At 57.2% G+C, this 25,541-nt stretch carries 23 protein-coding genes; 10 read left to right on the plus strand and 13 right to left on the minus strand.

From position 1 onward, the window contains the following. Nucleotides 1–11: 11 nt before the first annotated feature. From gsiB to AC6I8F_RS12770, 3 genes are all read right to left on the minus strand, one after another. On the minus strand, nucleotides 12–1,547 hold the full coding sequence (gsiB, locus tag AC6I8F_RS12760; protein ID WP_058757797.1) for a glutathione ABC transporter substrate-binding protein GsiB: 1,536 nt from the start codon (nucleotides 1,545–1,547) through the stop codon (nucleotides 12–14). Between the two features lie 64 nt (nucleotides 1,548–1,611). Further along, nucleotides 1,612–3,468, minus strand: coding sequence for a glutathione ABC transporter ATP-binding protein GsiA (gene gsiA, locus AC6I8F_RS12765; RefSeq protein WP_104092748.1), 1,857 nt, complete (start codon nucleotides 3,466–3,468; stop codon nucleotides 1,612–1,614). 9 nt (nucleotides 3,469–3,477) lie between these two features. Then, nucleotides 3,478–4,437 (minus strand): isoaspartyl peptidase/L-asparaginase family protein, encoded by a 960-nt coding sequence (locus tag AC6I8F_RS12770; protein ID WP_058769516.1) that lies wholly within the window; start codon nucleotides 4,435–4,437, stop codon nucleotides 3,478–3,480. 321 nt (nucleotides 4,438–4,758) lie between these two features. Here AC6I8F_RS12770 and AC6I8F_RS12775 point away from each other — a divergent pair, with 321 nt between their 5' ends. The 4 genes from AC6I8F_RS12775 to moeB all read left to right on the plus strand — a co-directional run bounded on the left by AC6I8F_RS12775 (nucleotide 4,759) and on the right by moeB (nucleotide 8,063). Continuing rightward, nucleotides 4,759–5,592: an RNase A-like domain-containing protein gene (locus AC6I8F_RS12775; RefSeq protein ID WP_021508404.1), complete on the plus strand. Its 834-nt coding sequence runs from the start codon at nucleotides 4,759–4,761 to the stop codon at nucleotides 5,590–5,592. Then, nucleotides 5,592–5,897 (plus strand): contact-dependent growth inhibition system immunity protein, encoded by a 306-nt coding sequence (locus AC6I8F_RS12780; protein WP_021508405.1) that lies wholly within the window; start codon nucleotides 5,592–5,594, stop codon nucleotides 5,895–5,897. The genes AC6I8F_RS12775 and AC6I8F_RS12780 overlap by 1 nt, the downstream gene beginning before the upstream one ends. 169 nt (nucleotides 5,898–6,066) lie before the next feature. After that, nucleotides 6,067–7,302, plus strand: coding sequence for a molybdopterin molybdotransferase MoeA (moeA, locus tag AC6I8F_RS12785; protein WP_318249587.1), 1,236 nt, complete (start codon nucleotides 6,067–6,069; stop codon nucleotides 7,300–7,302). Continuing rightward, nucleotides 7,302–8,063: a molybdopterin-synthase adenylyltransferase MoeB gene (gene moeB / locus AC6I8F_RS12790; protein ID WP_059009016.1), complete on the plus strand. Its 762-nt coding sequence runs from the start codon at nucleotides 7,302–7,304 to the stop codon at nucleotides 8,061–8,063. The genes moeA and moeB overlap by 1 nt, the downstream gene beginning before the upstream one ends. Nucleotides 8,064–8,163: 100 nt before the next feature. Here the strand turns inward: moeB and AC6I8F_RS12795 are convergent, their stop codons facing one another. The 8 genes from AC6I8F_RS12795 to mntR form a co-directional block, all read right to left on the minus strand. Continuing rightward, nucleotides 8,164–9,756 (minus strand): ABC-F family ATPase, encoded by a 1,593-nt coding sequence (locus AC6I8F_RS12795; protein WP_031279866.1) that lies wholly within the window; start codon nucleotides 9,754–9,756, stop codon nucleotides 8,164–8,166. A gap of 258 nt (nucleotides 9,757–10,014) precedes the next feature. Next, complete coding sequence (locus AC6I8F_RS12800; protein ID WP_021508409.1) at nucleotides 10,015–10,416, minus strand: H-NS family histone-like protein; 402 nt, start codon at nucleotides 10,414–10,416, stop codon at nucleotides 10,015–10,017. A gap of 429 nt (nucleotides 10,417–10,845) precedes the next feature. After that, the gene (locus AC6I8F_RS12805) at nucleotides 10,846–12,324 is read right to left on the minus strand and encodes a sugar porter family MFS transporter (RefSeq protein ID WP_058757802.1); all 1,479 of its coding nucleotides are present in this window, start codon (nucleotides 12,322–12,324) and stop codon (nucleotides 10,846–10,848) included. 243 nt (nucleotides 12,325–12,567) lie between these two features. Further along, complete coding sequence (locus AC6I8F_RS12810) at nucleotides 12,568–14,097, minus strand: efflux transporter outer membrane subunit (RefSeq protein ID WP_021508411.1); 1,530 nt, start codon at nucleotides 14,095–14,097, stop codon at nucleotides 12,568–12,570. Between the two features lies 1 nt (nucleotide 14,098). After that, nucleotides 14,099–15,667 (minus strand): DHA2 family efflux MFS transporter permease subunit, encoded by a 1,569-nt coding sequence (locus tag AC6I8F_RS12815; RefSeq protein WP_498028088.1) that lies wholly within the window; start codon nucleotides 15,665–15,667, stop codon nucleotides 14,099–14,101. Then, nucleotides 15,664–16,791 (minus strand): HlyD family secretion protein, encoded by a 1,128-nt coding sequence (locus tag AC6I8F_RS12820; protein ID WP_498028089.1) that lies wholly within the window; start codon nucleotides 16,789–16,791, stop codon nucleotides 15,664–15,666. Before AC6I8F_RS12820 ends, AC6I8F_RS12815 begins: the two co-directional genes overlap by 4 nt. 182 nt (nucleotides 16,792–16,973) lie before the next feature. After that, nucleotides 16,974–18,083 carry an SLC13 family permease gene (locus AC6I8F_RS12825; protein ID WP_058769512.1) on the minus strand — a complete coding sequence of 370 codons (1,110 nt, stop codon included), beginning with the start codon at nucleotides 18,081–18,083 and terminating at the stop codon, nucleotides 16,974–16,976. A gap of 21 nt (nucleotides 18,084–18,104) precedes the next feature. Then, nucleotides 18,105–18,563, minus strand: a complete 459-nt coding sequence (gene mntR, locus AC6I8F_RS12830; RefSeq protein WP_021508415.1) for a manganese-binding transcriptional regulator MntR — start codon at nucleotides 18,561–18,563, stop codon at nucleotides 18,105–18,107. Between the two features lie 264 nt (nucleotides 18,564–18,827). Between mntR and AC6I8F_RS12835 the strand changes: the two genes are divergently transcribed. Beyond that, nucleotides 18,828–19,022, plus strand: coding sequence for a hypothetical protein (locus AC6I8F_RS12835; RefSeq protein WP_021508417.1), 195 nt, complete (start codon nucleotides 18,828–18,830; stop codon nucleotides 19,020–19,022). 146 nt (nucleotides 19,023–19,168) lie between these two features. On the opposite strand, the gene ompX is transcribed toward AC6I8F_RS12835, so the two are convergent. Further along, nucleotides 19,169–19,681, minus strand: coding sequence for an outer membrane protein OmpX (ompX, locus tag AC6I8F_RS12840; protein ID WP_031279869.1), 513 nt, complete (start codon nucleotides 19,679–19,681; stop codon nucleotides 19,169–19,171). Nucleotides 19,682–20,184: 503 nt separating this feature from the next. Between ompX and rhtA the strand changes: the two genes are divergently transcribed. The 5 genes from rhtA to glnQ all read left to right on the plus strand — a co-directional run bounded on the left by rhtA (nucleotide 20,185) and on the right by glnQ (nucleotide 24,415). Further along, nucleotides 20,185–21,093, plus strand: a complete 909-nt coding sequence (gene rhtA / locus AC6I8F_RS12845) for a threonine/homoserine exporter RhtA (protein ID WP_166709838.1) — start codon at nucleotides 20,185–20,187, stop codon at nucleotides 21,091–21,093. A gap of 295 nt (nucleotides 21,094–21,388) precedes the next feature. Continuing rightward, nucleotides 21,389–21,892, plus strand: a complete 504-nt coding sequence (gene dps, locus AC6I8F_RS12850; protein WP_021508421.1) for a DNA starvation/stationary phase protection protein Dps — start codon at nucleotides 21,389–21,391, stop codon at nucleotides 21,890–21,892. Between the two features lie 311 nt (nucleotides 21,893–22,203). Further along, nucleotides 22,204–22,950: a glutamine ABC transporter substrate-binding protein GlnH gene (gene glnH / locus AC6I8F_RS12855; RefSeq protein WP_021508422.1), complete on the plus strand. Its 747-nt coding sequence runs from the start codon at nucleotides 22,204–22,206 to the stop codon at nucleotides 22,948–22,950. 86 nt (nucleotides 22,951–23,036) lie between these two features. After that, nucleotides 23,037–23,696 carry a glutamine ABC transporter permease GlnP gene (gene glnP / locus AC6I8F_RS12860; protein ID WP_021508423.1) on the plus strand — a complete coding sequence of 220 codons (660 nt, stop codon included), beginning with the start codon at nucleotides 23,037–23,039 and terminating at the stop codon, nucleotides 23,694–23,696. Then, nucleotides 23,693–24,415, plus strand: a complete 723-nt coding sequence (gene glnQ, locus AC6I8F_RS12865; protein WP_021508424.1) for a glutamine ABC transporter ATP-binding protein GlnQ — start codon at nucleotides 23,693–23,695, stop codon at nucleotides 24,413–24,415. Before glnP ends, glnQ begins: the two co-directional genes overlap by 4 nt. Before the next feature lie 66 nt (nucleotides 24,416–24,481). On the opposite strand, the gene rlmF is transcribed toward glnQ, so the two are convergent. Next, on the minus strand, nucleotides 24,482–25,408 hold the full coding sequence (gene rlmF, locus AC6I8F_RS12870) for a 23S rRNA (adenine(1618)-N(6))-methyltransferase RlmF (protein ID WP_021508425.1): 927 nt from the start codon (nucleotides 25,406–25,408) through the stop codon (nucleotides 24,482–24,484). Nucleotides 25,409–25,541: the final 133 nt, after the last annotated feature.

Consider the following 25,541-nt stretch of genomic DNA (forward strand, 5'->3'; position numbering starts at 1 on the left):
GGCCGCGTCTGTTACTTCAGATCCGCCTCATCAAAATTGAATGAGGTATCGGGCATGACGTAAAAACCGGTCAGGTTTTTATTGTTCGCAGACAGCAGCTGCTCCACCACCAGCGGAATCCACGGGTGATCGTTCCAGATGCGGTCCTGCGCGTCTTTATACAGTCTGGCTTTCTGGTCGCGATCGGTGGTCTTCAGCGCATCCGCCAGGTCTTTATCCACCTGCGGGTTGCTGTAGAACGCGGTGTTGAAGATCGCCGGTGGCCACGAGCTGGTGGCGAACAGCGGCGTTAGCGCCCAGTCGGCTTCGCCGGTGGAGGCTGACCAGCCGGTGTAGAACATGCGCACCCCGCTCTCTTTCTGCCCTTTACTCTCCACTTCCGCCGCGCGCTGGCCGGCATCCATCGCCGTGACTTTCACCTTCACACCCACCTGCGCCAGCTGCTGCTGGGTGAACTGCAGCACTTTCTGCGCGGTGCTGTGGTTATGCGATGACCACAGCGTGGTTTCGAAACCGTTCGGGTAGCCCGCTTCCTTCAGCAACTCGCGCGCTTTGGCCGGATCGTATTTGATGGCCGGATAGCTCTGGGCAAAATCAATGCGCGGCGGCACGATGCCAGTGGCTGGCGTGGCGTAACCGGCAAAGGCCACTTTGGCCAGCGCCTGGCGATTGATGGCGTACTCCAGCGCTTCACGCACTTTCGGGTTATCGAACGGCTTTTGCGTCACGTTGAGGCTGATGTAACGCTGCATAATCGACGGTGTGGTCACCACATCCAGCTTGCTATTGCCCTGCAGCAGTTTGGCCTGCTCTAACGGCACCGGGAAGGCAAAACTGGCCTCGCCAGTTTGCAGCATGGCCGCGCGGGTGTTGTTATCCACCACCGGACGCCAGGTAATGCTGTCGAGTTTTGGATAGCCCGGCTTCCAGTAGCCCGACCACTTTTTCACTTTGACAAAGTCGGTCTGGTTCCAGGTGTCAAAGGTATAAGGTCCGGTGCCTACCGGATGGAAACCGATGTCCTTGCCATATTTTTTCAGCGCGGTTGGCGAGATCATCACCGCAGCCGGGTGCGCCAGATTGTTGATAAACGCTGAGAACGGCTGCTTCAGGGTAATTTTCACCGTGGACGGATCGACCACTTCGGTGGTGGCGATATATTTAAACAGGTTATAGCGCTTGAGATGGTTGTCCGGATTGCTGGCGCGGTCGAGGTTGACCTTCACCGCTTCGGCATTGAAATCCGTGCCATCCTGGAATTTCACACCCGGACGCAGTTTGATGGTGTAAGTCAGCCCATCGCTGCTGGCCTGATAGCTTTCGGCCAGTACGTTGACCAGCTTCATGTCTTTATCGAAGCCGAACAGGCCCTGATAGAAAGATTTGGCCACCGCCTGCGACAGCGTGTCGTTGGCGTCGTACGGATCCAGCGTGGTGAAGGTCGACGCCACGGCAATCACCGCATCTTTGGCCGCCCAGGCGGGCAGCGCCAGCGCCGAACTCAACAACCCGGCAGTGATAACCCCTTTTCGCATGATATGGTGCATCGTTATCGTTCTCCTGTAGTCCCTGTCTTGCGCGCCCTGCACAGAGGGCGCGGTTGGTTGCTGCTCAGGCGCCGCTAATGGCATGGCGGGCGACAAAATGGCCCGGCGCCACTTCCAGTAACGGTGCCACTTCCGGCTCATCACCCAGCGGGCGAATCGGGCTGGGGATCTCATCGACCATCAGCGCCCGCTCGCGGTGCCGATGCGCCGGATCGGCCACCGGCACCGCGGCCATCAGTTTTTTGGTATAAGGATGGCGCGGCTGTTCGAATACCGCCTGACGCGGTCCCATCTCCACAATCTGTCCGAGATACATCACCGCCACGCGATGGCTGATGCGCTCCACCACCGCCATGTCGTGCGAAATAAACAGGAAGGCGATGCCAAATTCACGCTGTAAATCCAGCATCAGATTGATGATCTGCGCCTGGATCGACACATCCAGCGCGGAGACGGATTCGTCGGCGATCACCACTTTAGGATTGAGCGCCAGCGCGCGTGCGATGCAGATACGCTGGCGCTGACCGCCAGAAAACTCGTGCGGGTAGCGCTGCGCGTGTTCGGGTAGCAGACCAACGCGTTCCAGCAGCCAGGCGACGCGTTTCTCTGCCTGCGCGCGCCCCATGCTGCGATGCACCAGCAGCGGCTCCATAATCGAAAAGCCGACGGTAAGGCGCGGATCGAGCGACGCATACGGATCCTGAAAGATAAACTGAATGTCGCGGCGCAGCGTGGCCAGCGCCCTGCCCTGCAGTGCATCAATGCGCTGGCCGTCAAAGGTGATGCTGCCGCCCTGGCTGGCGACCAGCCGCAGCAGCGAGCGTCCGGTGGTGGATTTGCCGCAGCCGGACTCGCCCACCAGCGCGAGGGTTTCGCCTGCATAAAGATCGAAACTGACTTTTTCCACCGCGTGGACGCGGCGCTTCACCCGATTGAGCAGCCCGCCACGAATATCAAAGCGCGTCACCAGATCGCGCACCTGTAAAATCGGCGGACGATCGTGACGCACGGTATCCTGCGGCGTGCTGGCCTCTTCGCGGCCGTTGGTATGCAGCAGCGGAAACTTCGCCGGCAGCGGCTGGCCGCTCATCGCCCCGAGCTTTGGCACGGCCGCCAGCAGCGCGCGGGTATACGGCTGCTGCGGCGCGTCGAACAACTGCTGCACCGGCGCGCGCTCAACCACATCGCCGCGATACATCACCTGCACGCGATCGGCCATCTCCGCCACCACGCCCATATCATGGGTAATAAAGATGACGCCCATCTGCATCTCTTTTTGCAGCACGCGAATCAGCTGCAGAATCTGCGCCTGGATGGTGACGTCCAGCGCGGTGGTCGGCTCATCGGCAATCAGCAGCGCTGGCTTGCACGACAGCGCCATGGCGATCATCACGCGCTGGCGCATACCGCCAGAGAGCTGATGCGGATAGCGCGACAGCACATTGTGCGCTTCCGGAATGCGCACCAGATCCAGCATGCGTCGCGCTTCGGCCTGCGCCTGCTGGTGACTTTTCCCCTGATGCAAACGAATAGATTCGGCGATCTGTTCACCGACGGTGAACACCGGGTTGAGCGACGTCATCGGCTCCTGAAAGATCATCGCCATATCCGCACCGCGCACCCGGCGCATCTGGCTGGCGGACGCCCGCATCACATCCAGCACCTCGCCGTTGCGCCGTCGCAGCAGGATTTCACCGCTGACCGCGCCGCCGGCCTGTGCAATCAGACGCATCAGCGCCAGCGACGTCACCGATTTGCCCGAGCCCGATTCGCCCACCAGCGCCAGCGTTTCTCCGCGATGCAGATCGAGTGAAAGTTGCCGCACGGCGTCCGTCACGCGCCCTTCATGCTCAAAGCGCACGCAGAGATCGCGTACCGCCAGCACCTGCTGCGGCGCAAACTGCTGCTGTAGATCCGTCATGCCTGCTCCTTAGCTGTCGCGGTAAATCGCCACCTCAACCTCGCCGCCCACATAAGCGAATCCGCGGTACATGCCTTCGCTGTTAAACGGCAGCGCCACGTTGCCGTGGGCATCAACGGCAATCAGCCCGCCGCTACCCTCCAGCTCCTGCACTTTGTCATGAATCACGCTGGCGGTGGCCTGTTGCAGCGAACGACCGCCATATTCCATCTGCGCTGAGACATCGTAAGCCGCCAGCGTACGAATAAACACTTCGCCGGTACCGGTACAGGAGACCGCCACGGTGGCGTTGTTGGCATAGCAGCCGGCGCCCGCCAGCGGTGAATCACCGACGCGGCCCGCCTGCTTGTTGGTCATGCCGCCGGTGGAGGTGGCGGCCGCCAGATTACCCTGCAAATCGAGCGCCACCGCGCCCACCGTGCCAAATTTGCGATCCGGGTCCAGCGGATCGCTCCCCTGCGCCGCGCCATCATGATCCAGCAGCATTTGTTCGCTGCCCAGCGCGCGCTGAAGTTGCTCCCAGCGTTCTGGCGTCGAGAAGAAATCAGGCTCGACCGGCGTCAGCCCCTGTTGCGCGGCAAAGGCTTCCGCCCCGCTGCCAATAAAGAGCACGTGCGGACTGGCTTCCAGCACTTTACGCGCGGCAAGTATCGGATTGCGGATACGGCTGACGCCAGCGACGGCGCCGATGTCCAGCGTACGGCCATCCATCAGGCTGGCATCCAGTTCATGGGTGCCCTGATGGGTGAACACGGCACCTCTGCCGGCATTGAACAGCGGGCACTCTTCCAGCAGCCGCACCGCTTCGGTCACGGCATCCAGCGCGCTACCGCCGCTGGCCAGAATCTGCTGGCCGGCGCTGACAATCGCGGCCAGTTGCTGACGATAGTGCTGCTCTTTTTCGGCGCTCATTGCCGCACGCGTAATCGCGCCGGCGCCGCCGTGAATTGCGATAACTGCTTTAGCCATAACCGTTACCCTGTCAAGGAATCAGAGCCAAAAACACTGATTTAGAATGGTTTTCATCTTTTTTTGGCAATTTTCGACTATAGAAAGCCCCTCCCTGCTTGTAAAGCAGAAAGTGTATCAGCGGTCATAACCTTTTAATGTGGATTATGCTTTTTTGTGAATTAAGGGAGAAAACGCACCAGCTTTAATATTATGGCTGGCGCGCTTACGTCTGGCACCGGCAAGGCAGTGAACAACCTATTTTCCCTTACTTTCTGTGTGGCTTCAGTGCCGGTTAAAAATCGGGTAAGTTAAAGGCCCATTCATGAAAAGGAATATTCAGTGGAAGATGAAAAAGGGCTAAGGATTGCACTCTCCCCGGTGCAGCTGGCAGCCGTCCTTTCAGATCGCAGCGTCAGCGAGGGTGAAACGACCAGCAACCGCATTTTCGGAGGGCTCGGGCTCGCTGGCGGAGTGATTGAGCTTTTTGGTGCTGGCGCACTGTGCGTCGTGCCTGAGCCCACTATGCTGACCAAAGCTGGCTGCGTCTTTGTCGGCACTCACAGTCTCGACACGCTTCAGGCCAGCCTGCGCCAGGTATGGACTGGCAGACAGGTCGCTACCGACACGTTTAATTCGGCCGTGGCACTCGCAGAATCGCTCGGCGCTGACCGTCAGACCGCCATGAATGTCGGCCTGACGGTAGATATCGCCATTCCGATGGCATTTGCCTTTGCAGCCGGAGCAGAGCGCGTCATCGCGGTGCGTGCCGGGCGGGTCAAAATCGCCGAGCATGAGTCGCTTTCAGGGCGAGCACCCGGTGGGCACACGATTGAGCGACATATCGGCAAAACGCCGGATGAGCTGCGGGAGAGGCTTCGTAACCGGCCTCGTCTCGATGAGGCCAGTAGCTTTAAGTCTCTGAGCGAGGCGGAAGCACTGATCAGTAAGGTGCTGGCAGATAATAAGCATCAAATTCAAATGTGGGTGAAAAATATCCCTCCAGGCTTGCAAGCCCGTATGCGCCTGAGTCGGCGTTTTTCACATCCGGTTGGTATAGTCGTGAGTAAAGGGCGTGAAGAGGTTGAAACCTGCTACGCCGTTCGCGTCATACTGGATTTTAAGCCCTACAACGGCAAACCTTACTTTATCATTACCGCTTTCCCGGAGTTATGATGGACCGTATCAGTATCAGTGAACTGGATAATTTTATTGGCATCTGGTTTGGGCAGGATTATGACCTGTTTGAACCGGGCGATGAGATCGAGCCCAAAATCGAGGCGTATATCAGAGAAGCGCATAAAGGAAACCTGCACGCCATGCTGGCAGACATCGAGCTGTTTCTGGCAGAGTGCGATGATGTCGAATCTGATTTCCGTGACCGCTATAAAAGAGAGTTTGTTCCGGCCAACTGGGATACCACTGCGGGCGCGTTTCTGTCACTGGTGCATAAGAAAGTATCTGCCGCACTCACATCATAACGTCAGCACGGTTGTTAACATGACTATCACTTTCAGTCTGAACAAAGCATGTTCGCCGGCGGATTCGTCACCGCGCACTAATTTCCATTCCCTTTGATCTCGCATGTGACTCAGCCGACAACAGCCACCATAATAGGCAGCATTCGCCTTTAACCCGACAGAGATGGACATGGAACCTTTTACCGCCGGACTGATTTCCCTTGAAGACGCGCAGCAGAAAATGCTGCAGCAGCTGCAACCGATTAGCGATTGCCTGAGCGTCGCACTGGCCGATGCCGCCGGGCGCATTACCGCGAAGCCGGTGATTTCGCCGCTGGACGTGCCGCCATTCGATAACTCCGCGATGGACGGCTACGCGCTGCGCCTGAGCGACCTGTCCGCTGACCGCGTGTTGCCGGTAGCGGGCAAAGCGTTTGCCGGCGCCCCGTTTAATGGCGAGTGGCCAGCCGGCAGCGTGATTCGCATCATGACCGGCGCACCGATTCCTGCCGGCTGTGACGCCGTGGTGATGCAAGAGCAAACCGAATCGCGTGACGGCGGCATTGTCATCACCGCGCCAGTGCGTGCCGGGCAAAATATTCGCCGCATCGGGGAGGATATTCAGGCCGGTAAGCAGGTACTGGATGCCGGCGTGCGGCTCGGTGCCGCGGAACTGCCGCTGCTGGCGTCGCTGGGTATTGCGGAGGTCAGCGTGCTGCGTAAGCTGCGCGTGGCCATTTTCTCCACCGGTGACGAACTGCAGGCGGTGGGCCAGCCGCTGGCCGAGGGCCAGATTTATGACACCAACCGCTTCACCGTGGCGCTGATGCTGCGCAAACTTGGCTGCGAGGTGATCGACCTTGGCGTGATCGCTGACAATCCTGCGAAGCTGCGCCAGGCCTTCAGCGAAGCCGATCGCCAGGCCGATGTGGTGATCAGCACCGGCGGCGTGTCAGTGGGCGAGGCGGATTTCACCAAAGCGATGCTCGAAGAGCTGGGCGCGATTACCTTCTGGAAACTGGCGATCAAACCCGGCAAGCCGTTTGCCTTTGGCCGTCTGGCCAACAGCTGGTTCTGCGGGTTGCCTGGCAATCCGGTGTCGGCGGCCGTGACCTTCTATCAGCTGGTGCAGCCGCTGCTGGCCACGCTGACCGGCCAGACCACGCGCATCATGCCGCTGCGCCAGCGCGCGCGCGCAACGCAGCGTCTGAAGAAAGCGCCGGGCCGACTCGATTTTCAGCGCGGCATCCTCAGTCGCGGCGATGATGGCGTACTGGAAGTGCGCAGCACCGGTGCGCAGGGCTCGCACGTGTTCAGTTCCTTTGCGCTGGCCGACTGCTTTATTGTGCTGGAGCGCGATCGCGGTGACGTTGAGCCGGGCGAATGGGTTGATGTCGAGGCCTTCAACAGCCTGCTGGAGGGCTAATGCACACAGAGCTGAGCGATGAAGAGATGCTGCGCTACAACCGGCAGATTGTGCTGCGCGGCTTCGATTTCGACGGCCAGGAACGGCTAAAAGCCTCACGGGTGCTTATCGTTGGCCTGGGCGGACTGGGCTGTGCCGCCGCGCCCTATCTTGCCGCCGCCGGCGTCGGTCATCTGACGCTGTTGGATTTCGATCGCGTCAGCCTGAGTAATCTGCAGCGCCAGATTCTGCACAGCGATGCGCGCATCGGCATGGCAAAAGTCGCCTCGGCCCGTCAGCAGCTGGCGGCGCTCAATCCGCACTGCACGCTGGAGCCGATCGATGCGCAGCTGGATGAAGCCGCGCTCGGCGAACTGATTGCGCGTCACGATGCGGTGCTGGACTGCAGCGACAATGTCACCACGCGCGAACAGGTGAACCGCGGATGTTTTCAGCATCGGGTGCCGCTGATCTCCGGCGCCGCCATTCGTATGGAAGGCCAGCTCAGCGTATTTACCTGGCAGCCCGGCGAGCCCTGCTACCGCTGCATCAGCCGCCTGTTCGGCGAGCAGACGCTGAGCTGTGTCGAAGCCGGCGTAATGGCTCCGCTGGTCGGCGTGGTGGGTGCGATGCAGGCGATGGAAACGCTGAAGGTGCTGAGCGCCTTTGGCCAGCCGGCCAGCGCGCGACTGCTGATGTACGATGCGATGAGCGCCGAGTTTCGCAGCCTGAAAGTGGCGCAGGATGCGCAATGTGAAGTGTGTGGCAAGCGTGAGGAATAACGCCGGGGCGTGACATAAGCGTCAGGTATTGCTGAGCGGCGCAAATTATCAGGCGATAAATTGCGCCGCTGATGATGGCGGCTGCTAAACGGCTACGCCATTAGACGATGCCCTGGCTGCGCAGGTAATCTTCGTAGTTGCCGGTGAAGTCAACGATGCGATCGCCTTTCATCTCGATGACGCGCGTCGCCAGCGAGCTGACGAACTCACGGTCGTGCGAGACGAAAATCAGCGTGCCTTCGTACATCTCCAGCGCCATGTTCAGTGACTCGATCGACTCCATATCCAGGTGGTTGGTCGGTTCGTCCATCACCAGGATGTTTGGCTTCTGCATCATCAGCTTGCCAAACAGCATGCGGCCCTTCTCACCACCGGACAGCACTTTCGCTGGCTTCTTAATGTCGTCGTGGCTGAACAGCAGACGACCAAGAATACTGCGCACCGCCTGCTCGTCGTCACCTTCCTGCTTCCACTGACTCATCCAGTCGAACACGCTCAGGTCGTCAGCAAAATCTTCGGCGTGATCCTGCGCGTAATAACCAATGCGCGCATTCTCCGACCATTTCACCGTGCCGCTATCCGGCTGCAGTTCGCCGACCAGCGTTTTCAGCAGCGTGGATTTACCAATACCGTTGGCGCCGAGGATAGCCAGTTTCTCACCCACTTCCAGCAGCAGGTTAAGATTTTTAAACAGCGGACCGTTATCAAATCCTTTGGTCAGTGCTTCCACTTCCAGCGCATTACGGAACAGCTTTTTATCCTGCTCGAAACGAATATACGGGTTCTGACGGCTGGAGGCTTTTACCTCATCCAGTTTGATTTTATCAATCTGCTTCGCGCGCGAGGTGGCCTGACGCGATTTTGAGGCGTTGGCGCTAAAGCGACTAACGAAGGATTGCAGATCGGCAATTTGCGCTTTCTTCTTGGCGTTATCCGCTAATAAACGCTCGCGCGCCTGGGTTGCCGCCGTCATATATTCGTCATAATTGCCGGGATAAACGCGCAGCTCACCGTAATCCAGATCCGCCATGTGCGTACACACCATATTCAGGAAGTGACGGTCATGCGAAATGATGATCATGGTACTGTCACGTTCGTTCAGCACCTGCTCCAGCCAGCGAATGGTGTCAATATCCAGGTTGTTGGTCGGTTCGTCGAGTAACAAAATATCCGGGTTAGCAAATAATGCCTGCGCCAGCAGCACACGCAATTTCCAGCCTGGGGCAATTTCACTCATCGGACCGTAATGCTGCTCCACCGGAATGCCCACGCCGAGTAATAATTCTCCGGCGCGTGATTCGGCACTGTAACCGTCCATTTCACCGTAGGCGACCTCAAGGTCGGCGACTTTATAGCCTTCCTCTTCGCTCATTTCCGGCAAGGCATATATGCGATCGCGCTCCTGCTTCACCGCCCACAATTCCTGGTGCCCCATAATCACGGTATCCAGCACGCTATATTGCTCGAAAGCAAACTGATCCTGGCGAAGCTTACCGATGCGCTCATTAGGGTCGAGGGAAACATTTCCGTTAGTCGGAACCAGGTCGCCGCCCAGTATTTTCATGAAGGTCGATTTACCGCTGCCGTTCGCACCGATTAAACCGTAACGATTACCGCCGCCAAATTTAACGGAGATATTCTCAAACAGTGGCTTACTGCCGAACTGCATAGTGATATTGCTGGAAACTAACACGGCATTGACCTTTGTTACGCAGTGGAGGAAAAAACAGCGGGCATTATGCCAGAAGCGGCCTGGATGAGCCACCTCTGCACCCGGATACGCAGAGGCAAGGCGGAGAACACCTTGTTGCCAGAGGTAAAATAATTGCGACCGTGCCGGACAGGTTATCCACGGCGCGGGAAGTGAACCGCCGCCCGTGCCCGGAGCGAGGCCAATAAAAAAGCCGGAGACGCTGACGCCTCCGGCTCCCGCTTACAAGGATTGTGCAGATTATTTGATCAGGAAGCTGTCGAGGCTTTTACCTGCATCCAGCGCTTTTTTAATCGCAGCTGGGGTACGGCCCTGACCGGTCCATGATTTCTCTTCACCGTTTTCGTCGGTGTAAGAATATTTCGCCGGACGCGGCGCACGCTTGGCGCGTTTTTTACCGGTTTCCAGTGCACCCAGTAATTCGTTCGGGTCGATACCGTCTGCCAGCAGCATTTCACGGTATTTAGACAGCTTCTCTTCTTTTTCGCGGTTCTGCGCTTCTTCCGCTTCAACTTCGTCGCGGCGCTCAGTCACCACGACGGTTAATTTTTCCAGAATTTCTTCCAGATCGCTCAGTGGCAGTTCACGAGCCTGTGCACGTAATGTGCGAATGTTGTTCAGAACTTTAAATGCGTCACTCATCACAATGTCCTTGCTTAAGGGGGTTAAATAAACTGTAGTGGCAAGATTACCCAATTCAAATAAAAAAATAAATTAATTTTGCAGACCGGATTAATCCGAATGGATTAGCATATTCCTGGCAGGCGCGTTTAAACCCAATGTGCGGCGTGAATTAACGGTGAATTAACATCAGCGGTTCAGTACCACCGGCTGGAACTGGAATCGATTTCATTGCTTATTCACGCGTAGGAAACAAGCGTTTAGCGCTTATTGTGCGCTGAGGCAGTAGTCAGCATAAAGGTAAAAAAACATTAATAGTGTAAGTAAAATCCCTTTTTAACGCGGATGGCATTGGCGTCACAGATGCGAGCAATATCTCATTTTGCCATTAAATAAATAAAAAAAGGCCGGTTGTTAACCGGCCATCATGCAAAAATCGTATGTCTGTGGTTATCCGCTTTTCTTCACTGCCGGTCGCAATAGCTGGGGCGCCGGCGCATCAGACAGCCGGTCGTGCAAATAATGTTCAATCTGCTCCAGCGAACGATGGCGTGTTTCCGGTACCCAGCGAATAACAAAAATCGCGCCGCCTATGCCAATCAGCGCGAAAATAAAGAACGCGCCGGATAAGCCAACCGACGCCAGCAGAACCGGGAACAGCAGAGAAATAAGAAAATTGGCGATCCACAACGCAAATACCGCGCCGCCCATAAAAATACCGCGTAACCGTGTGGGGAAAATTTCTGACAGCAGCAGCCAGGTGACCGGCGATAACGCGCCCTGCTGGAAACTCAGAAACATCAGCATACCCAGCAGCACCATATAACTGCGCAAGATATCCGGCTGACCGTTAACTGTTTCCGGCATCAGGTAACTGACGGTGCCAATAAACACCAGACAGGCGGTACAACCAAACTGACCTATCATCGTCATGGTGCGGCGACCGATGCGCCCCAGCAGCCAGATCCCCACAAAGGTCATTAATACCGATACCGCGCCATTGGCAATGGTGGCAAACAGCGCAGCGTCATTGCTCATCCCCACCGCTTTCAGCATGGTCGGCGCGTAGTACATGATAGTATTCACGCCGGTCAGTTGCTGGATGGCGGCAATACCGATACCGATCAGGAACAGTTTGATCAGCCATGGCTGGCGCAGTTCCCGCAGACGCGGACGCTGCTGTTGCTCGTCCGATAGCGTCTCTTCGATCTCCATCATCTCCCACTCAACGTCTTCGCGCGCGCGGGTGCGTTCCAGAACCTTGCGCGCCTCAGCGAGACGGCCTTTCATGGCATACCAGCGCGGCGTGTCCGGCATAAACATCATCCCGAACCACAGCAGCACCGCCGGTAGCGTGGCGACCGCCAGCATCCAGCGCCAGGTCGTGTCGCCCCCCCAGGCCGCGTTGAAGCCGGCGTTCGACATATAGGCCAGCATCTGGCCGGAAACGATCATCAGCTCCTGCATGGTCACCAGCTGACCCCGTTTGTTGGCCGGTGCCATTTCGGCGATATACACCGGTACGGTGGCGGACGCACCACCCACGGCCACGCCAAGGACCAGGCGGAAGAAAATCATCCAGCTGACATCGGGTGCCAGTGCTGTACCCAGCGCGCCGAGTGCAAAAATAATCGCCAGTACCAGAATAATTTTTCTCCGCCCGACCGCGGCGGCAAAGTGACCGGAAGCCAGTGCGCCAAACGCCGCGCCAAACAGCAGACTGCTGGTCACCAGCCCGGTGGTAAATGGGGTGAGATGCAGATCGTCGCCCATGAATAACAGTGCGCCGGAGATCACGCCGGTGTCGTAGCCAAACAGCAAACCACCAAGGGTGGCAATCAGCGCAATGACTTTCACAAAAGGCTCGGTGCGCGTGCTGCTGTTTGGCCCTGATGCCGGATTAGGCGTCATCCAGGTTTCGCGGGACATAACCAACTCCTTTCCTGAGATAAGAAGCCTTAAAATAGATTATTTCCACCACAATGAATAAATATGAAATTTAAATTTTGCGCCACGGGTCATTCTCTTTGCCTTTAATTGAGATAACGATCACACAACCTGATTCAGGGCGCAGAGAAGGCAGTGCAAATTTTGCACAACAAACAGAAGGGAGAATATTTATTTCACGGAAGGCGCTGACCGCACGCCGTGAATGCGGTCAGCGATGTCAGATTAATTGACTGCGGTGGCCGGACCAAAGACGTCATAGTCCGGCAGCGTCACCTGCTGATACGGCTCCCAGCCACCGCCCAGCGCTTTATACAGCGCTACCAGGTCCAGCGCGCTTTGCATGCGCGCCTGCGTCGATTGCGCCTGCGACTGCGCCAGCTGGCGCTGGGCATCCAGCACCTCAAGGAAGGTGGAGATGCCCTGTTTGTAACTGTCACTGGCGAGGTCAAAGGCGCGCTGCAGTGCGCCGGTGGTTTCATCCAGCGCGGTAACCTGTTGCTGATCGGCGCGGTAGCTGACCAGCGCATTTTCCACATCCTGCAGCGCCGTCAGTACCGTCTGGCGATAATCGAGCGCCGCACTCGCCTGCTGCGCGCGCGCCAGTTTCACGCTGGAAACCAGACGTCCGCCCTGAAAAATCGGGATCGACAGCGCCGGGCCGACGCTGAAGAAGTGGCTGCTCCAGTCGTCAAGGTAGCTGGCATCGGTGTTGCGCACGCCCAACTGCCCGGTGAGCGACAGGCTGGGGAACAGGTTCGCGACCGATACGCCGATATTGGCGGTCTGTGCATGCAGATTCGCTTCAGCCTGGCGGATGTCCGGACGACGACGCGCCAGCGTCGATGGAATGCCCACCGCCACCAGCTTCGGCAACGCCGGCAGCGCTTTGCTGCTCATCAGTTCGTTATCCAGCGCGCCCGGCGTTTTGCCCAGCAGCACTGCCAGCCCGTTCATCGCCTGACGCTCCTGGGCCTGATACTGTGGCAGCTGCGCGTTAAGGGAGGCCAGCTGCGCACGGGCATTCTCAACGTCGGTGAGCGGCGCCAGACCGTTACGCTGCTGGCTCTGCGTCAGCTCCCAGGTTTGCTGCGCCACGTTGATTTGCTGTTGCAGCGTCGCCAGCACCGCCTGCGCGCCGCGCAGCTGCAGATACGCGCGCGCGACCTCGGCTTCCAGCGACACCAGCGCATCGTTACGCTGCTCAATCGCCGCCTGCTGCTGCGCGTCCGCCATCTCCATCTGGCGTCGTACTTTGCCCCATAAATCCAGTTCCCAGCTGGCGTCGAAGCTGCCCTGATACAGCGTGACCGAATGGGTCAGACCGTTGAGCTGATCCGCCACGTCATCATCCACCTGATCGTACACCCCGTTGGATTTCAGCATGCCTTTCAGGCCGAGCTGCTGACGCGTCACTTTGGCGGAGCCGTTAAGCGACGGGAACAGCCCGCCACGTGCCTGCGCCAGCTGTTCGCGCGCACCGGCGATGCGAAGCACCGATTGTTGCAGCGTCAGGTTGCCGGCGATGGCGCGCTCAATCAGGCTATCGAGCTGCGGGTCGTTAAAGCTTTTCCACCATGAAGGATTGGTCGCGGACGCCAGCGGTTTTGAGGCTTCCTGAGAGGGCAAATCACGGTAGCTACCGGGCGTGTGCGCCTGCGGCGGCTGATAATCGGGCCCGACGGCACAACCCGCCAGCAGCATGGACAGCGCCAGCAGCGTCAGCGACGGCGTAACGCGCGAAGAGGTGATCATGTTAATGTGCTCCTGCACTGCCTTCGCTCTTGATCGGCGAAAGCAACCAACAAAAAGGAATCAATAGCACGGCGACAATGCTCAGGCCCATGAACACGTCGATGTAAGCCAGAATACGCGCCTGGGCAATCATCTCCTGATAGAGCTGACCGCTGGCCAGCGTCAGCGGATCGCCCACCGCACTGGTAAAGTCACGAATCGCCTGCGCCCAGTGCTGCAGCGTGAGGTTGAACTGCTCATTGAGCGGCGACATGTTGTGCACCATGTGGGCCGATCGCACCTGTTCACGTTCGGTGATGCCAGCAGTGGCCAGCGAGATGCCGATCGAACCGGCCACGTTACGGAACATGGTGAACAGCGCGGAGGCATCCGCATTCAGGCGCTGCGGCACGGTGACAAAGGCGATGGTGGTGAGCGGCACAAACAGGAAGCCGAGGCCAATCGACTGCGCGCTGCGCATCAGCACCAGCGTGGTGAAATCCACGTTGGGCGTCAGGGTGCTGGAATAGAAGAAGGCCAGCGCCAGACAGGTAAAGCCAAAGGCGATGATGTAGCGCGTCTGCACAATCGGCATCAGCTTCAGCACCAGCGGGATGGTGAGCACGATCAGGACCGCGCCGGGCGACAGCACCAGCCCGGACCAGGTGGCGGTATAACCGAGATCCTGCTGCGCCAGCTGCGGTAACACCACCGAGCTGCCATAAAGAATCATCGCCATGCCCGCCATCAGCAGACCGGCCACCCAGAAGTTGCGATCCTTCATCACCGTGATATCCACCACCGGCTTGCGTGCATACAGCAGCCAGTAAACCGCACCGACGATGCCGACGGCCGCCAGCATGGCAAACAGGCGAATGAAGTGTGAAGCGAACCAGTCTTCATCTTCACCGCGATCAAGGAACACCTGCAAACAGCCGAGACCCAGGGTAATCAGGCTGATACCGATATAGTCGATTTTCAGCCGGCCCTTCGCCCACTTGCGCTCCCACGGCGGATCTTCCAGCAGCTGATAGATCGCCAGCACCGTGAGAATCCCCACCGGAATATTGATAAAGAACACCCAGCGCCAGCTGTAGTTGTCGGTGATCCAGCCACCGAGCGTCGGGCCAATTACTGGCGCAACAATAATGGCAATCGATGACAGGCCAAAAGCCTTGCCGCGATCTTCCGGCTTGAAGTAATCCAGCAGCACCGACTGCTGCACCGGTTGCAGCCCGCCGCCGAAGAAGCCCTGCAATACGCGGAAAAGAATGATTTGCCACAGCTCGGTGGCAATGCCGCACAGGAAGGAGCAGATGGTAAACATCACGATGCAGATCAGGAAGAACTGCTTGCGCCCAAACAGGCGGCTGAAAAAGGCCGAGATCGGCAACACAATGCCGTTGGCAACCAGATAGGAGGTCAGTACCCAGGTGGATTCATCGTAGCTGGATGACAGCGACCCGGCGATGTGTGGCAGCGCGACGTTAACGATGGTGGTGTCCAGAATTTCCATGAACACCGCCAGCGTTACCGTGATGGCAACCAGCCAGGGATTGCTGGCCGGACGCCAGCTTTCGCTCGCACTCATTCCACCTTCACCTTCGGTTCAACCGACAGGCCAAGCGGTAATGGATGATTCGGGTCGAGTCCTTTATCAATCACAATTTTCACCGGCACGCGTTGCACAATCTTCACGTAGTTACCGGTGGCGTTCTCGGCCGGGAAGGTAGAGAAGCGCGAGCCGGAGCCCATCTGTACGCTGTCGACGTGCCCTTCCAGCTTCATGTCCGGCCAGGCATCAACGCCAATCTCCACTTTATCGCCCGGATTCATGCGCGCCAGCTGCGACTCTTTGAAGTTGGCGGTGATCCAGATATCCGGCGATACCAGCGAAAACAGCGCGCTGCCGGCCTGTACCAGCGTACCGGGCTGCACGTTGCGTTTGGTGACGAAACCGTCATACGGCGCCCGTACTTCGGTGTAAGAGAGGTTAAGCTCGGCAGTGTTGAGCTGAGCCCGGGCTTGCTCGACCTGCTGCTGCCGCGCTTCAACATTGGTTTCCTGCTGGCGAATCTGCAACTGCACCTGCGAGGCCACTTCGACCTGCGCTTTGGCGCTTTGCAGCTGCGCTTCAGCCGAGCGTAACTGCGCGGCGGCGGTATCGATATTGCGCTGCGAGGTTGCGCGCGGGTCAACACCGCGCTGACGACGGTAATCCGCCTGCGCATTGAGTAAATTGGCCTGCGCCCGTGCCTGGTCGGCCAGCGCCTGATCGCGCTGCGCCGGATATTGCACCCGTGCCAGCGCCAGCTGCGCCTGCGCCTGATGCAGCTGCGCCTGTGCCAGACCAAGCTGTGCTTTGGCCTGATCGCGCTGTGCGGCGTTGTCACGCGGATCGATCAGCACCAGCAGATCGCCTTTCTTCACCCGCTGGTTATCTTTTACCAGCAGCTGCACCACGTAGCCCGACGCTTTGGGCGCGATGGTCACGGCATCGCCTTCGGTGAACGCATCGTCGGTGGTTTCAATGTTGCGCGTGCTAAACCAGAACCAGAATCCCACCAGCAGCATAATCACCACCACAATCGCCAGAATGATCAGCGGCTTTTTGCCGGGGCGTTTACGGGGTGATTGCTCGTTATCCTGACTGGAATCTGACGTGTTGTTGTCTTTTTGCTCATCGGCGGATGGCGGATTGTGGTTTTCACTCATAATTTATCATCACTGGCTGGTAATCCCGATCCCCGGGCGAAACGGTCAACTTAACCTTAGATGGGAAATTGACAAATGCCAGTGTAACTTTACATAAGCTAACATCCGACGCATTTTCTGCCACATCACTTAACGCGCTGATAAATCAGCGCGTCTTGCAAAGGCGGACAGGTTGGTCTGGGTTAGCGCAGCAGCTGTAACAACAGCCAGCCGCACAGCATCGACCAGGCAAGCATCGGCAGGGAAAACAGATGGAAACGCCACCACACTTTGGCGTCCTGTGCCATGCGCAGCGCAATCAGGTTGGCCAGCGATCCCGGCAGCAGGCCAAAGCCGCCAATATTCACCGCCCAGGCCAGCACTTCGGAAGGCGGGACTTTTTGTAACAGCAGAATAGTGGCCGGCACGTTGCTGATCACCTGCGACAGGCCAATCGCCAGCAGATAGATACCGCCCTCGCCCAGCTGACCGATGGCGGCAAAATGCGGCTGCAGAATCGGCAGGTGCATCAGTAAAAAGACATCAATGAACATCGCCACGAACACCAGCAGCAGGCTCCAGTCGATGGTCGCCAGCACCTGACGCGCCATCAGCAGAAAACAGCCCGCCACCAGCAGCAGCGCCCAGCCGGTGAGTTTCAGCTCCAGCGCGACGATAAACACCACGTACAGCAGGACGCTGACGATAAACAGCGGTTTCTGCCACTGCTGGTTGCCTGGTGCATCATGCTTCTCAATGCTGCGCGCCGGGAAGCTAAACCACGTCAGCACCACCAGCGTCAGCATCAGCATCGCCGCCAGCGGCGCCATCTGACCGATAAAACCGGCCACGCTGAGCGTGCCGTGGCTCCACAGCAGGATATTTTGCGGGTTGCCGACCGGCGTCAGCAACGAGCCGGCGTTGACCGCCAGCGCTTCAAAGATGATCAGTCTGGAGATAGGCAGGCGCGAGAACTTGCGCAGCGTCAGCGTGAGCGGCACCAGGATAAACAGCGCCACATCATTGGTCAGGAAGGTCGAGAGCAGCGCCGCCGCACACACCATAAACAGCGCCAGCGTGCGTTCGTGCTGGAAGCCCTGCGCCAGCCGCGCACCGAGCACATCAAAATAGCCGCTGTTTTCCAGCCCTTTTGTCAGCATCAGCAAACCGGTGAGCGTCATGATGGTGTGCCAGTCAACGGCGGCGGGCAGCTGCGGCCAGCGGTAATCCGCCAGCGGCAACAGAATCACGCCCAACAGCAACAGTAAATGCAAAACGCGGTCACGCATTAAGGAACGAAGCACGATGGGCATGATGGCAGAAGGCCTTGTAGGTTAGCGATTCTCGTAAAATTTCTGGAACACGGCGAGGGTTTCATCACTGACGTGATGCTCGAGTCCTTCGGAATCCCGGCGGGCGGTTTCCGGACTGACGCCCAGCGCCAGCAGAAAGGTTTCAACGATGTGATGGCGCACGCGGCTGGCTTCAGCCAGCTTCTCGCCTTCCGGGGTGAGGAACACGCCGCGATACGGCACCTGCTCAACCAGACCGGTGGTACTGAGACGCTTCAGCATTTTGGCCACGGTCGGCTGCGAAACGCCCAGGCGTGCCGCCATGTCAACCTGGCGCGCCTCGCCAAATTCACGAATTAAATCAGAGATTAACTCAACGTAATCATCAATCAGCTCACGGCGATGCGCTTCGCGTACCTGGCGAAATCCTTCGACATGCTCCTCAATATCTTTCAGCGGCCCCTGGGGCATGTGGGTGGCGCTTTTCGCACGACGACTCATTCAGCTTCCTCTTTATTATCTGCCGCACTTTACCTGCGGTGCGGGCTGGCTGCGCTCATTGTAAACCAGGCACAAATAAGCACAAATTTTTCCTGAATAGTGTTGGCTAAAGAGTATAGCCAGTGCTATCTTTGTACATGTTGTAAGCGAAAAGCCTACAAAGGAGGCAACGATGAACGAACCCTGGCTGTTGCTGCTCCTTTTCCTGCTGTTTATTGCAGGGCTGTGCTTACTGTTGAGTTACCCGTTTTCCAGGAGGTAAAGATGAGCACGATGAAAAGCTGCCTCGACTGCGGCAAATGCTTCCAGACCGTACAAAGCAAACCGGCTTTCGAGCTGAAGTCGCTGTTGTGTCTGTTTAGCCGCTCGCCTTTTGCCCTGCGCCTGATGCTGCTTGAGAAACTGACCGGCAAAAAAATCGCCGCGCAGCCCTGCCCGAATCTGATCTGGCGCGGCTGAGTTTCCTCAGGGCTTCACAGTCTGACCCGCTGCCTGCAGCGGGTTTTATTTTGCCTGCGAAAAACGCCCTTCACGGCAGCGTTTTCAGGCATAAAAAAACGGCCCGTAAAGGGCCGTTTCTGTGCAACTCTGGTCTAAGCAAAAACTTAGAAGCTGTAACCTACGCCAGCAATCCAGGTGCCCACGTCGACGTTACGGATGCGGCTCTGCTCGTAGCCCACGTCCAGAGCAACGTTCTGGATTGGGTTGAACTGCATACCTGCGCCGTAAGAGAAGCCTACGTCGCTGCTGTCGGTTTTAGACTGACCGGCAGTCTGGTTCTGCTGGTATTTGCCGTAGCCGATACCTACTACGCCGTAGATGCTGGCCCAGTCGTTCAGACGGTAAGCCGGACCACCGGTGATGCCGTAGTACTGACCTTTGTTGTACACGCCATCTTCAGTGCGATCTTTTTCGGTGTAGGTGAAAGAACCGATCCAACCCAGTGGGTTAGAACCGTCTTCGTAGCGGTATTTCAGGTTGAAGCCGTTAGCTTTGTTAGCAACGCCCTGATAGTCGCTCTGCGCGTAGCCGGCAGAAACGGTGCTCTGTGCCATGGCGGAACCAGCGGAAACTGCCAGTACACAAGCCAGTGCTGAAAGACATGCAATTTTTTTCATAACCACCTCAAATGTGAATATACTTCTCTCCTGACAACGCTAAAAATATAACAAAACTTAGCAAGAAACTCTGCCCGCATTTTGTTGTCTAACAGATTGTTTGGTGTAACAGAAAGTTAATGAACTTTCCTATGTCATTCATTTTTCTTATAAAAAGCATCATCTTTCTGCAATAATCCTGCGCACAGAAAATTATCGGTTTAAGTAAATTCCTAAACTAACCTGACATTTCTTTACGGAAATGGCCCTGAAAATGGCGATTTTTCAGCCAGTCGCTGGCGCATTTTTTCCGCCGTCGCGCTTTATTCGCTGGAAATTTCGCCCGAAAAGCGGTGTGAATAAGTCGTCACTGACGCCAGGATAATGCGAGGCGACCGCGCCCGATAAAAAAGCGGCGACAGAAACCCTGCATCATTGCCTCGTCGCCTCCTTATTTCCCGCCGATTGTTTTACACTGGCTGCCCGTTGCCTGGTTATTCATCATCACAGGAATTGATCACAGGATGTCTGCACCTCTTTCCCACCCCAAACTGGCGCCGGTAGTGCTGCCGGTTGCCGTATTACTGATCGCCATGCTGTCGCTGCAGGGCGGCGCATCGCTGGCGAAATCGCTGTTTCCCACCGTCGGTGCGCCGGGCATTACCGCGCTGCGTCTGGGACTGGGCACGCTTATCCTGTGCGCAATTTTCAAACCCTGGCGTCTGCGCTTTAGCGCCGCGCAGCGCAAGCCGCTGCTGATGTATGGACTGGCGCTGGGCTGCATGAATTATCTGTTCTATCTCTCGATTCGTACCGTGCCGCTGGGCGTCGCGGTAGGGCTGGAGTTTCTCGGTCCGCTGACGCTGGCGCTGGCCGGCGCGCGCCGTCCGCTGGATTTTCTCTGGGTGCTGCTGGCGGTCACCGGCCTGTGGTTCCTGCTGCCGATTGGTCACGGCCTCAGCCATATCGATCCGGCAGGCGCACTGCTGGCGGTGGGCGCGGGTGCCTGCTGGGCAGTCTATATTCTGGCGGGCCAGCGGGCAGGTGCTGAACACGGCCCGGCCACGGTGGCGATGGGGTCGCTGATTGCGTCAGTGATTTTTGTGCCGCTCGGTCTGACCTTCGCCGCGCCCGGCATCTGGCAATGGGAAATCCTGCCGCTGGCGCTGCTTATCGCCCTGCTCTCCAGCGCCATTCCTTACTCGCTGGAGATGATGGCGTTAACGCGTCTGCCGGCGCGCATTTTCGGCACGCTGATGAGTCTGGAACCGGCGATGGCCGCACTCTCCGGCATGCTGTTCCTCGGCGAACTGCTGACGCTGCAGCAGTGGCTGGCGCTGCTGGCGATCATTGCCGCGTCGGCCGGCTCGACGCTGACCATGAAACAGAAAGCGGCACATATAAACGAAGTCGATATCAACGCGCCGCAATAAACAGTGCGGGTTCAGCCGGTTATTTAACCGGCTGAATATAGAAACATTCTCATTATCATTTCTTTGCTATGTGAACGATCGGTTATTATTATTTTGCAACATGATGAGTAAATATTTAACAAACCAGATAATTCCTTTATTTACATGACGTTAAATCTATTAACCTTATTTCTTAACCCACCTTCGGCTTTAACTATTCCTGTCATTGATTTAATCAATCCTGCAGAGTGAAAAACTGCTGCTATACTTATTCCCGTGCTTGATTAGGACAACCATCAATAAGAGGACATTAATGATGAGTACCGCAAAACTGGTTAAAACAAAATCTTCCGATCTGATTTATACCCGCAATGACGTGGCTGATAGCGAGAAGAAAGCTACCATCGAGGTGCTCAACCGTCTGGTCGTGGAATTTATTGACCTGTCGCTGATCACCAAGCAGGCGCACTGGAATATGCGCGGCGCAAACTTTATCGGTGTACATGAAATGCTGGACGGCTTCCGCACCGCGATTACCGACCACCAGGATACCATCGCAGAACGTGTGGTGCAGCTGGGCGGCGTGGCGCTGGGCACCACGCAGGTGGTTAACGACAAGTCACCGCTGAAAAGCTACCCGCTGAACATTCACAGCGTACAGGATCACCTGAAAGCGCTGGCCGACCGTTATGCTGTGGTGGCTAACGATACACGCAAAGCCATCAGCGAAGTGAAAGACGAAGACACGGCGGATATCTTTACTGCCGCATCGCGTGACCTTGATAAGTTCCTGTGGTTCATCGAATCCAACATCGAGTAATGCTCAATCAGGCGGGTTATCCCGCCTTTTTTATGCCTGTCATCCACACGGCTTTTTTGACGCCGTTAACAATTCCTTAATCCTTTCTTTCCCTTATTATCACTCTGATGCACACTGTGCCTGCACCACCACAGCACAATGCACCATTTTGGTGATTCATTCTGGTGCAAACTTTTCCCGGCGTGCAGAATCGTGTCAGCCTGCCCCGGCAATCTGTTGATTTCCGCGTTTGAGAAAAGTTGGCATAATTTTTTCATATGATGAGCCGTACATCAGGCCACCAGGCCTGACGGGTAATAAGGAAAAAAATGATGAAGTCGTTGATTAAAGTCTCCGTGGCCGCGCTGGCGCTGGCCTTCTCGCTTTCCTCCACTGCAGCAGACAAAAAACTGGTGGTCGCTACCGACACCGCCTTCGTTCCGTTTGAATTTAAACAGGGCGACAAATACGTCGGCTTTGATATCGACCTGTGGGACGCTATCGCTAAACAGCTGAAGCTGGATTACACCCTGAAGCCGATGGATTTCAGCGGCATCATTCCGGCGCTGCAAACCAAAAACGTTGACCTGGCGCTGGCCGGCATCACCATTACCGAAGAACGTAAAAAAGCCATCGAATTCTCTGACGGCTACTACAAAAGCGGCCTGCTGGTGATGGTGCGTAACAACGAAAACGACATCAAAGGCATCGACGATCTGAACGGTAAAGTGGTCGCAGTGAAAAGCGGCACCGGTTCGGTGGATTACGCCAAAGCGCATATCAAAACTAAAGACCTGCGCCAGTTCCCGAACATCGATAACGCGTACATGGAGTTAGGCACTAACCGTGCTGACGCCGTGCTGCACGACACGCCAAACATCCTGTACTTCATCCACACCGCTGGCAAAGGCCGTTTCAAAGCCGTCGGTGACTCCATCGAAGCGCAGCAGTATGGCATCGCTTTCCCGAAAGGCAGCGACGACCTGCGTGAGAAAGTGAATGGCGCGCTGAAAACCCTGCACGACAACGGTACCTACAACACTATCTATAAAAAATGGTTCGGCAGCGAACCTAAATAATTCAGGCCTGACGCCTTTTTATCAGCAGGGAGCTTTGTTCTCCCTGCTTTTTACATTTCCACTGCAACAGATTCTGGAGTCACACCATGGAGTTTGACTGGAGCGTCATCTGGCCCGCCTTACCGATCCTGATCGAAGGCGCCAAAATGACCCTGCTTATCTCGATCCTCGGCCTGATTGGCGGCCTGGTTATCGGCCTCGTGGCCGGTTTCGCCCGCGCCTATGGCGGCTGGATCACCAACAACATCGCGTTAGTGTTCATTGAACTGATTCGCGGCACGCCGATCGTGGTGCAGGTGATGTTCATCTACTTCGCCCTGCCGATGGCCTTCCCGGACCTGCGCATCGACCCGTTCACCGCCGCCGTCGTGACCATCATGATCAACTCCGGTGCTTATATTGCGGAGATTACCCGCGGTGCGGTGCTGTCGATCAACAAAGGTTTCCGTGAAGCCGGCCTGGCGCTTGGCCTGTCGCGCCGCGAAACGCTGCGCTACGTGATCATGCCGCTGGCGCTGCGCCGCATGCTGCCGCCGCTGGGTAACCAGTGGATCGTCAGCATCAAAGACACCTCGCTGTTCATCGTGATTGGCGTGGCAGAACTGACCCGTCAGGGCCAGGAGATCATCGCCGGTAACTTCCGCGCGCTGGAGATCTGGAGCGCCGTTGCCATCATTTACCTGGTTATTACGCTGGTGTTGAGCTTTGTGCTGCGCCGTATTGAGAAAAGGGTGAAAATCCTGTGATTGAATTTAAAAACGTCTCGAAAAACTTCGGCCAGACTCAGGTACTGCACGACATCAACCTGAAAATTAATCAGGGTGAAGTGGTGGTGATCATCGGGCCGTCCGGCTCCGGTAAATCTACCCTGCTGCGCTGCATCAACAAGCTGGAAGAGATCAGCAGCGGCGAACTGATTGTCGATGGCATGAAGGTTAACGATCCGAAAGTGGATGAACGCCTGATCCGTCAGGAAGCCGGTATGGTGTTCCAGCAGTTCCATCTATTCCCGCAGATGAGCGCGCTGGACAACGTGGCCTTTGGTCCGATCCGCGTGCGCGGGGCAAAGAAAGACGCCGCACACAAACTGGCGCGTGAGCTGCTGGGCAAGGTCGGCCTCGCCGAGCGTGCGCACCACTTCCCTTCTGAGCTGTCCGGCGGCCAGCAGCAGCGCGTGGCGATTGCCCGTGCGCTGGCGGTGAAGCCGAAGATGATGCTATTCGATGAGCCTACCTCGGCACTCGATCCCGAGCTGCGTCACGAAGTGCTGAAAGTGATGCAGGATCTGGCGGAAGAAGGCATGACCATGGTGATCGTGACCCATGAAGTGGGCTTCGCACAGAAAGTGGCGTCGCGCCTGATCTTTATCGACAAAGGTACCATCGCGGAAGATGGCAATCCGGACGATCTGATCACTAACCCGCCGAGCGACCGTCTGCGTGAGTTCCTGCAGCACGTCTCTTAATACGGCGTAAAAACAACAAAGCCGCTGCGGATACCCGTAGCGGCTTTTTTTTTACCTGAGCAGCGCTTAGCGTGCCAGCCGCTGCGCGCGCGTGGCGGGCGGTAAAAATGTCCAGGCGATAAAGCGGCTCTGCTTCTGGCCCTGCGCCATGTCGACGATGCGTACCTGATAAGCGTCCTGCGCCTTCAGCCGATCGCGCAGCTCGGGCAGATGCTCTTTGCGCGACACCAGCGAGGTAAACCAGACGATACGATCGCCTAACGCGACGCTTTCATCGATCATCCGGCCGATAAACGCACGCTCACCGCCGTCGCACCACAGCTCGTTATGCTGACCGCCGAAGTTAAGCGGCGCCTGCCTGCTCAGGCCGAGATTGCGCACTTTACGCTGGCTGCCGGCCGCCGCATCGGCCGCCGAGGCGTGGAACGGCGGATTACACAGTACCGCGTGATAGCGCTCGTTCTTGTGCACCACGCCAGCAAAAATCGCACTCTCCTGCTTCTGACGGCGCAGGCGAATGGCGCGCTGCAGGCCGGGATTGCTGGCGACAATCTGACTGGCGGCGTTAACAGCGTCCGCGCTGATGTCGGTGCCGGTAAAGCGCCAGCCATACTCCGCGTGACCGATCAGCGGATAGATGCAGTTGGCACCGCAGCCAATATCCATCACGTCGAGATCGCGCGGCAGCACGCCACCGTTATCGCTGGCCAGCAGATCCGCCAGCGCATGGATATAGTCAGCGCGGCCTGGTACCGGCGGCGTCAGATAGCCTTCCGGCAGCTGCCAGTTCAGGTTATAAAACAGTTTCAGCAGCGCCTGGTTCAGCAGCAGCACTGCGTGCGGATCGGCGAAATCAACCGACAGCTCACCGTAACCGTTGGGGCGCACTTTGTCCGCCAGCGGCGGATGCGCGGCAGTCAGGGCAGCAAAATCATAACGGCCCTGATGGCGGTTACGCGGATGAAAGAGCGCGGTAGCGGCAGGCTTGTTCATAGATTCTCCGGACATTAATGCGCGCGTAAGATACGCTGGATGACGGCAGCGCACAATCCGCCAGGAAAATTTAGTGCAACGAATTTAAATCTATTCTCCCTAAAACTGAATCCGCAATACTGCGTCCAGCCGC

The sequence above is a fragment of the gamma proteobacterium symbiont of Axiagastus rosmarus genome, from assembly GCF_059730925.1.

Excerpts from the sequence above, each read along its gene's own strand:
- ompX (WP_031279869.1), bottom strand. The coding sequence starts at position 19,681 with ATGAAAAAAATTGCATGTCTTTCAGCACTGGCTTGTGTACTGGCAGTT.
- AC6I8F_RS12815 (WP_498028088.1), bottom strand. The coding sequence starts at position 15,667 with ATGAGTGCGAGCGAAAGCTGGCGTCCGGCCAGCAATCCCTGGCTGGTT.
- moeA (WP_318249587.1), top strand. The coding sequence starts at position 6,067 with ATGGAACCTTTTACCGCCGGACTGATTTCCCTTGAAGACGCGCAGCAG.
- mntR (WP_021508415.1), bottom strand. The coding sequence starts at position 18,563 with ATGAGTCGTCGTGCGAAAAGCGCCACCCACATGCCCCAGGGGCCGCTG.
- dps (WP_021508421.1), top strand. The coding sequence starts at position 21,389 with ATGAGTACCGCAAAACTGGTTAAAACAAAATCTTCCGATCTGATTTAT.
- AC6I8F_RS12820 (WP_498028089.1), bottom strand. The coding sequence starts at position 16,791 with ATGAGTGAAAACCACAATCCGCCATCCGCCGATGAGCAAAAAGACAAC.
- AC6I8F_RS12805 (WP_058757802.1), bottom strand. The coding sequence starts at position 12,324 with ATGTCCCGCGAAACCTGGATGACGCCTAATCCGGCATCAGGGCCAAAC.
- glnH (WP_021508422.1), top strand. The coding sequence starts at position 22,204 with ATGAAGTCGTTGATTAAAGTCTCCGTGGCCGCGCTGGCGCTGGCCTTC.
- AC6I8F_RS12825 (WP_058769512.1), bottom strand. The coding sequence starts at position 18,083 with ATGCCCATCGTGCTTCGTTCCTTAATGCGTGACCGCGTTTTGCATTTA.
- moeB (WP_059009016.1), top strand. The coding sequence starts at position 7,302 with ATGCACACAGAGCTGAGCGATGAAGAGATGCTGCGCTACAACCGGCAG.
- gsiA (WP_104092748.1), bottom strand. The coding sequence starts at position 3,468 with ATGACGGATCTACAGCAGCAGTTTGCGCCGCAGCAGGTGCTGGCGGTA.
- AC6I8F_RS12835 (WP_021508417.1), top strand. The coding sequence starts at position 18,828 with ATGAGCACGATGAAAAGCTGCCTCGACTGCGGCAAATGCTTCCAGACC.
- glnP (WP_021508423.1), top strand. The coding sequence starts at position 23,037 with ATGGAGTTTGACTGGAGCGTCATCTGGCCCGCCTTACCGATCCTGATC.
- gsiB (WP_058757797.1), bottom strand. The coding sequence starts at position 1,547 with ATGCACCATATCATGCGAAAAGGGGTTATCACTGCCGGGTTGTTGAGT.
- rhtA (WP_166709838.1), top strand. The coding sequence starts at position 20,185 with ATGTCTGCACCTCTTTCCCACCCCAAACTGGCGCCGGTAGTGCTGCCG.
- rlmF (WP_021508425.1), bottom strand. The coding sequence starts at position 25,408 with ATGAACAAGCCTGCCGCTACCGCGCTCTTTCATCCGCGTAACCGCCAT.
- AC6I8F_RS12770 (WP_058769516.1), bottom strand. The coding sequence starts at position 4,437 with ATGGCTAAAGCAGTTATCGCAATTCACGGCGGCGCCGGCGCGATTACG.
- AC6I8F_RS12800 (WP_021508409.1), bottom strand. The coding sequence starts at position 10,416 with ATGAGTGACGCATTTAAAGTTCTGAACAACATTCGCACATTACGTGCA.
- AC6I8F_RS12810 (WP_021508411.1), bottom strand. The coding sequence starts at position 14,097 with ATGATCACCTCTTCGCGCGTTACGCCGTCGCTGACGCTGCTGGCGCTG.
- AC6I8F_RS12780 (WP_021508405.1), top strand. The coding sequence starts at position 5,592 with ATGGACCGTATCAGTATCAGTGAACTGGATAATTTTATTGGCATCTGG.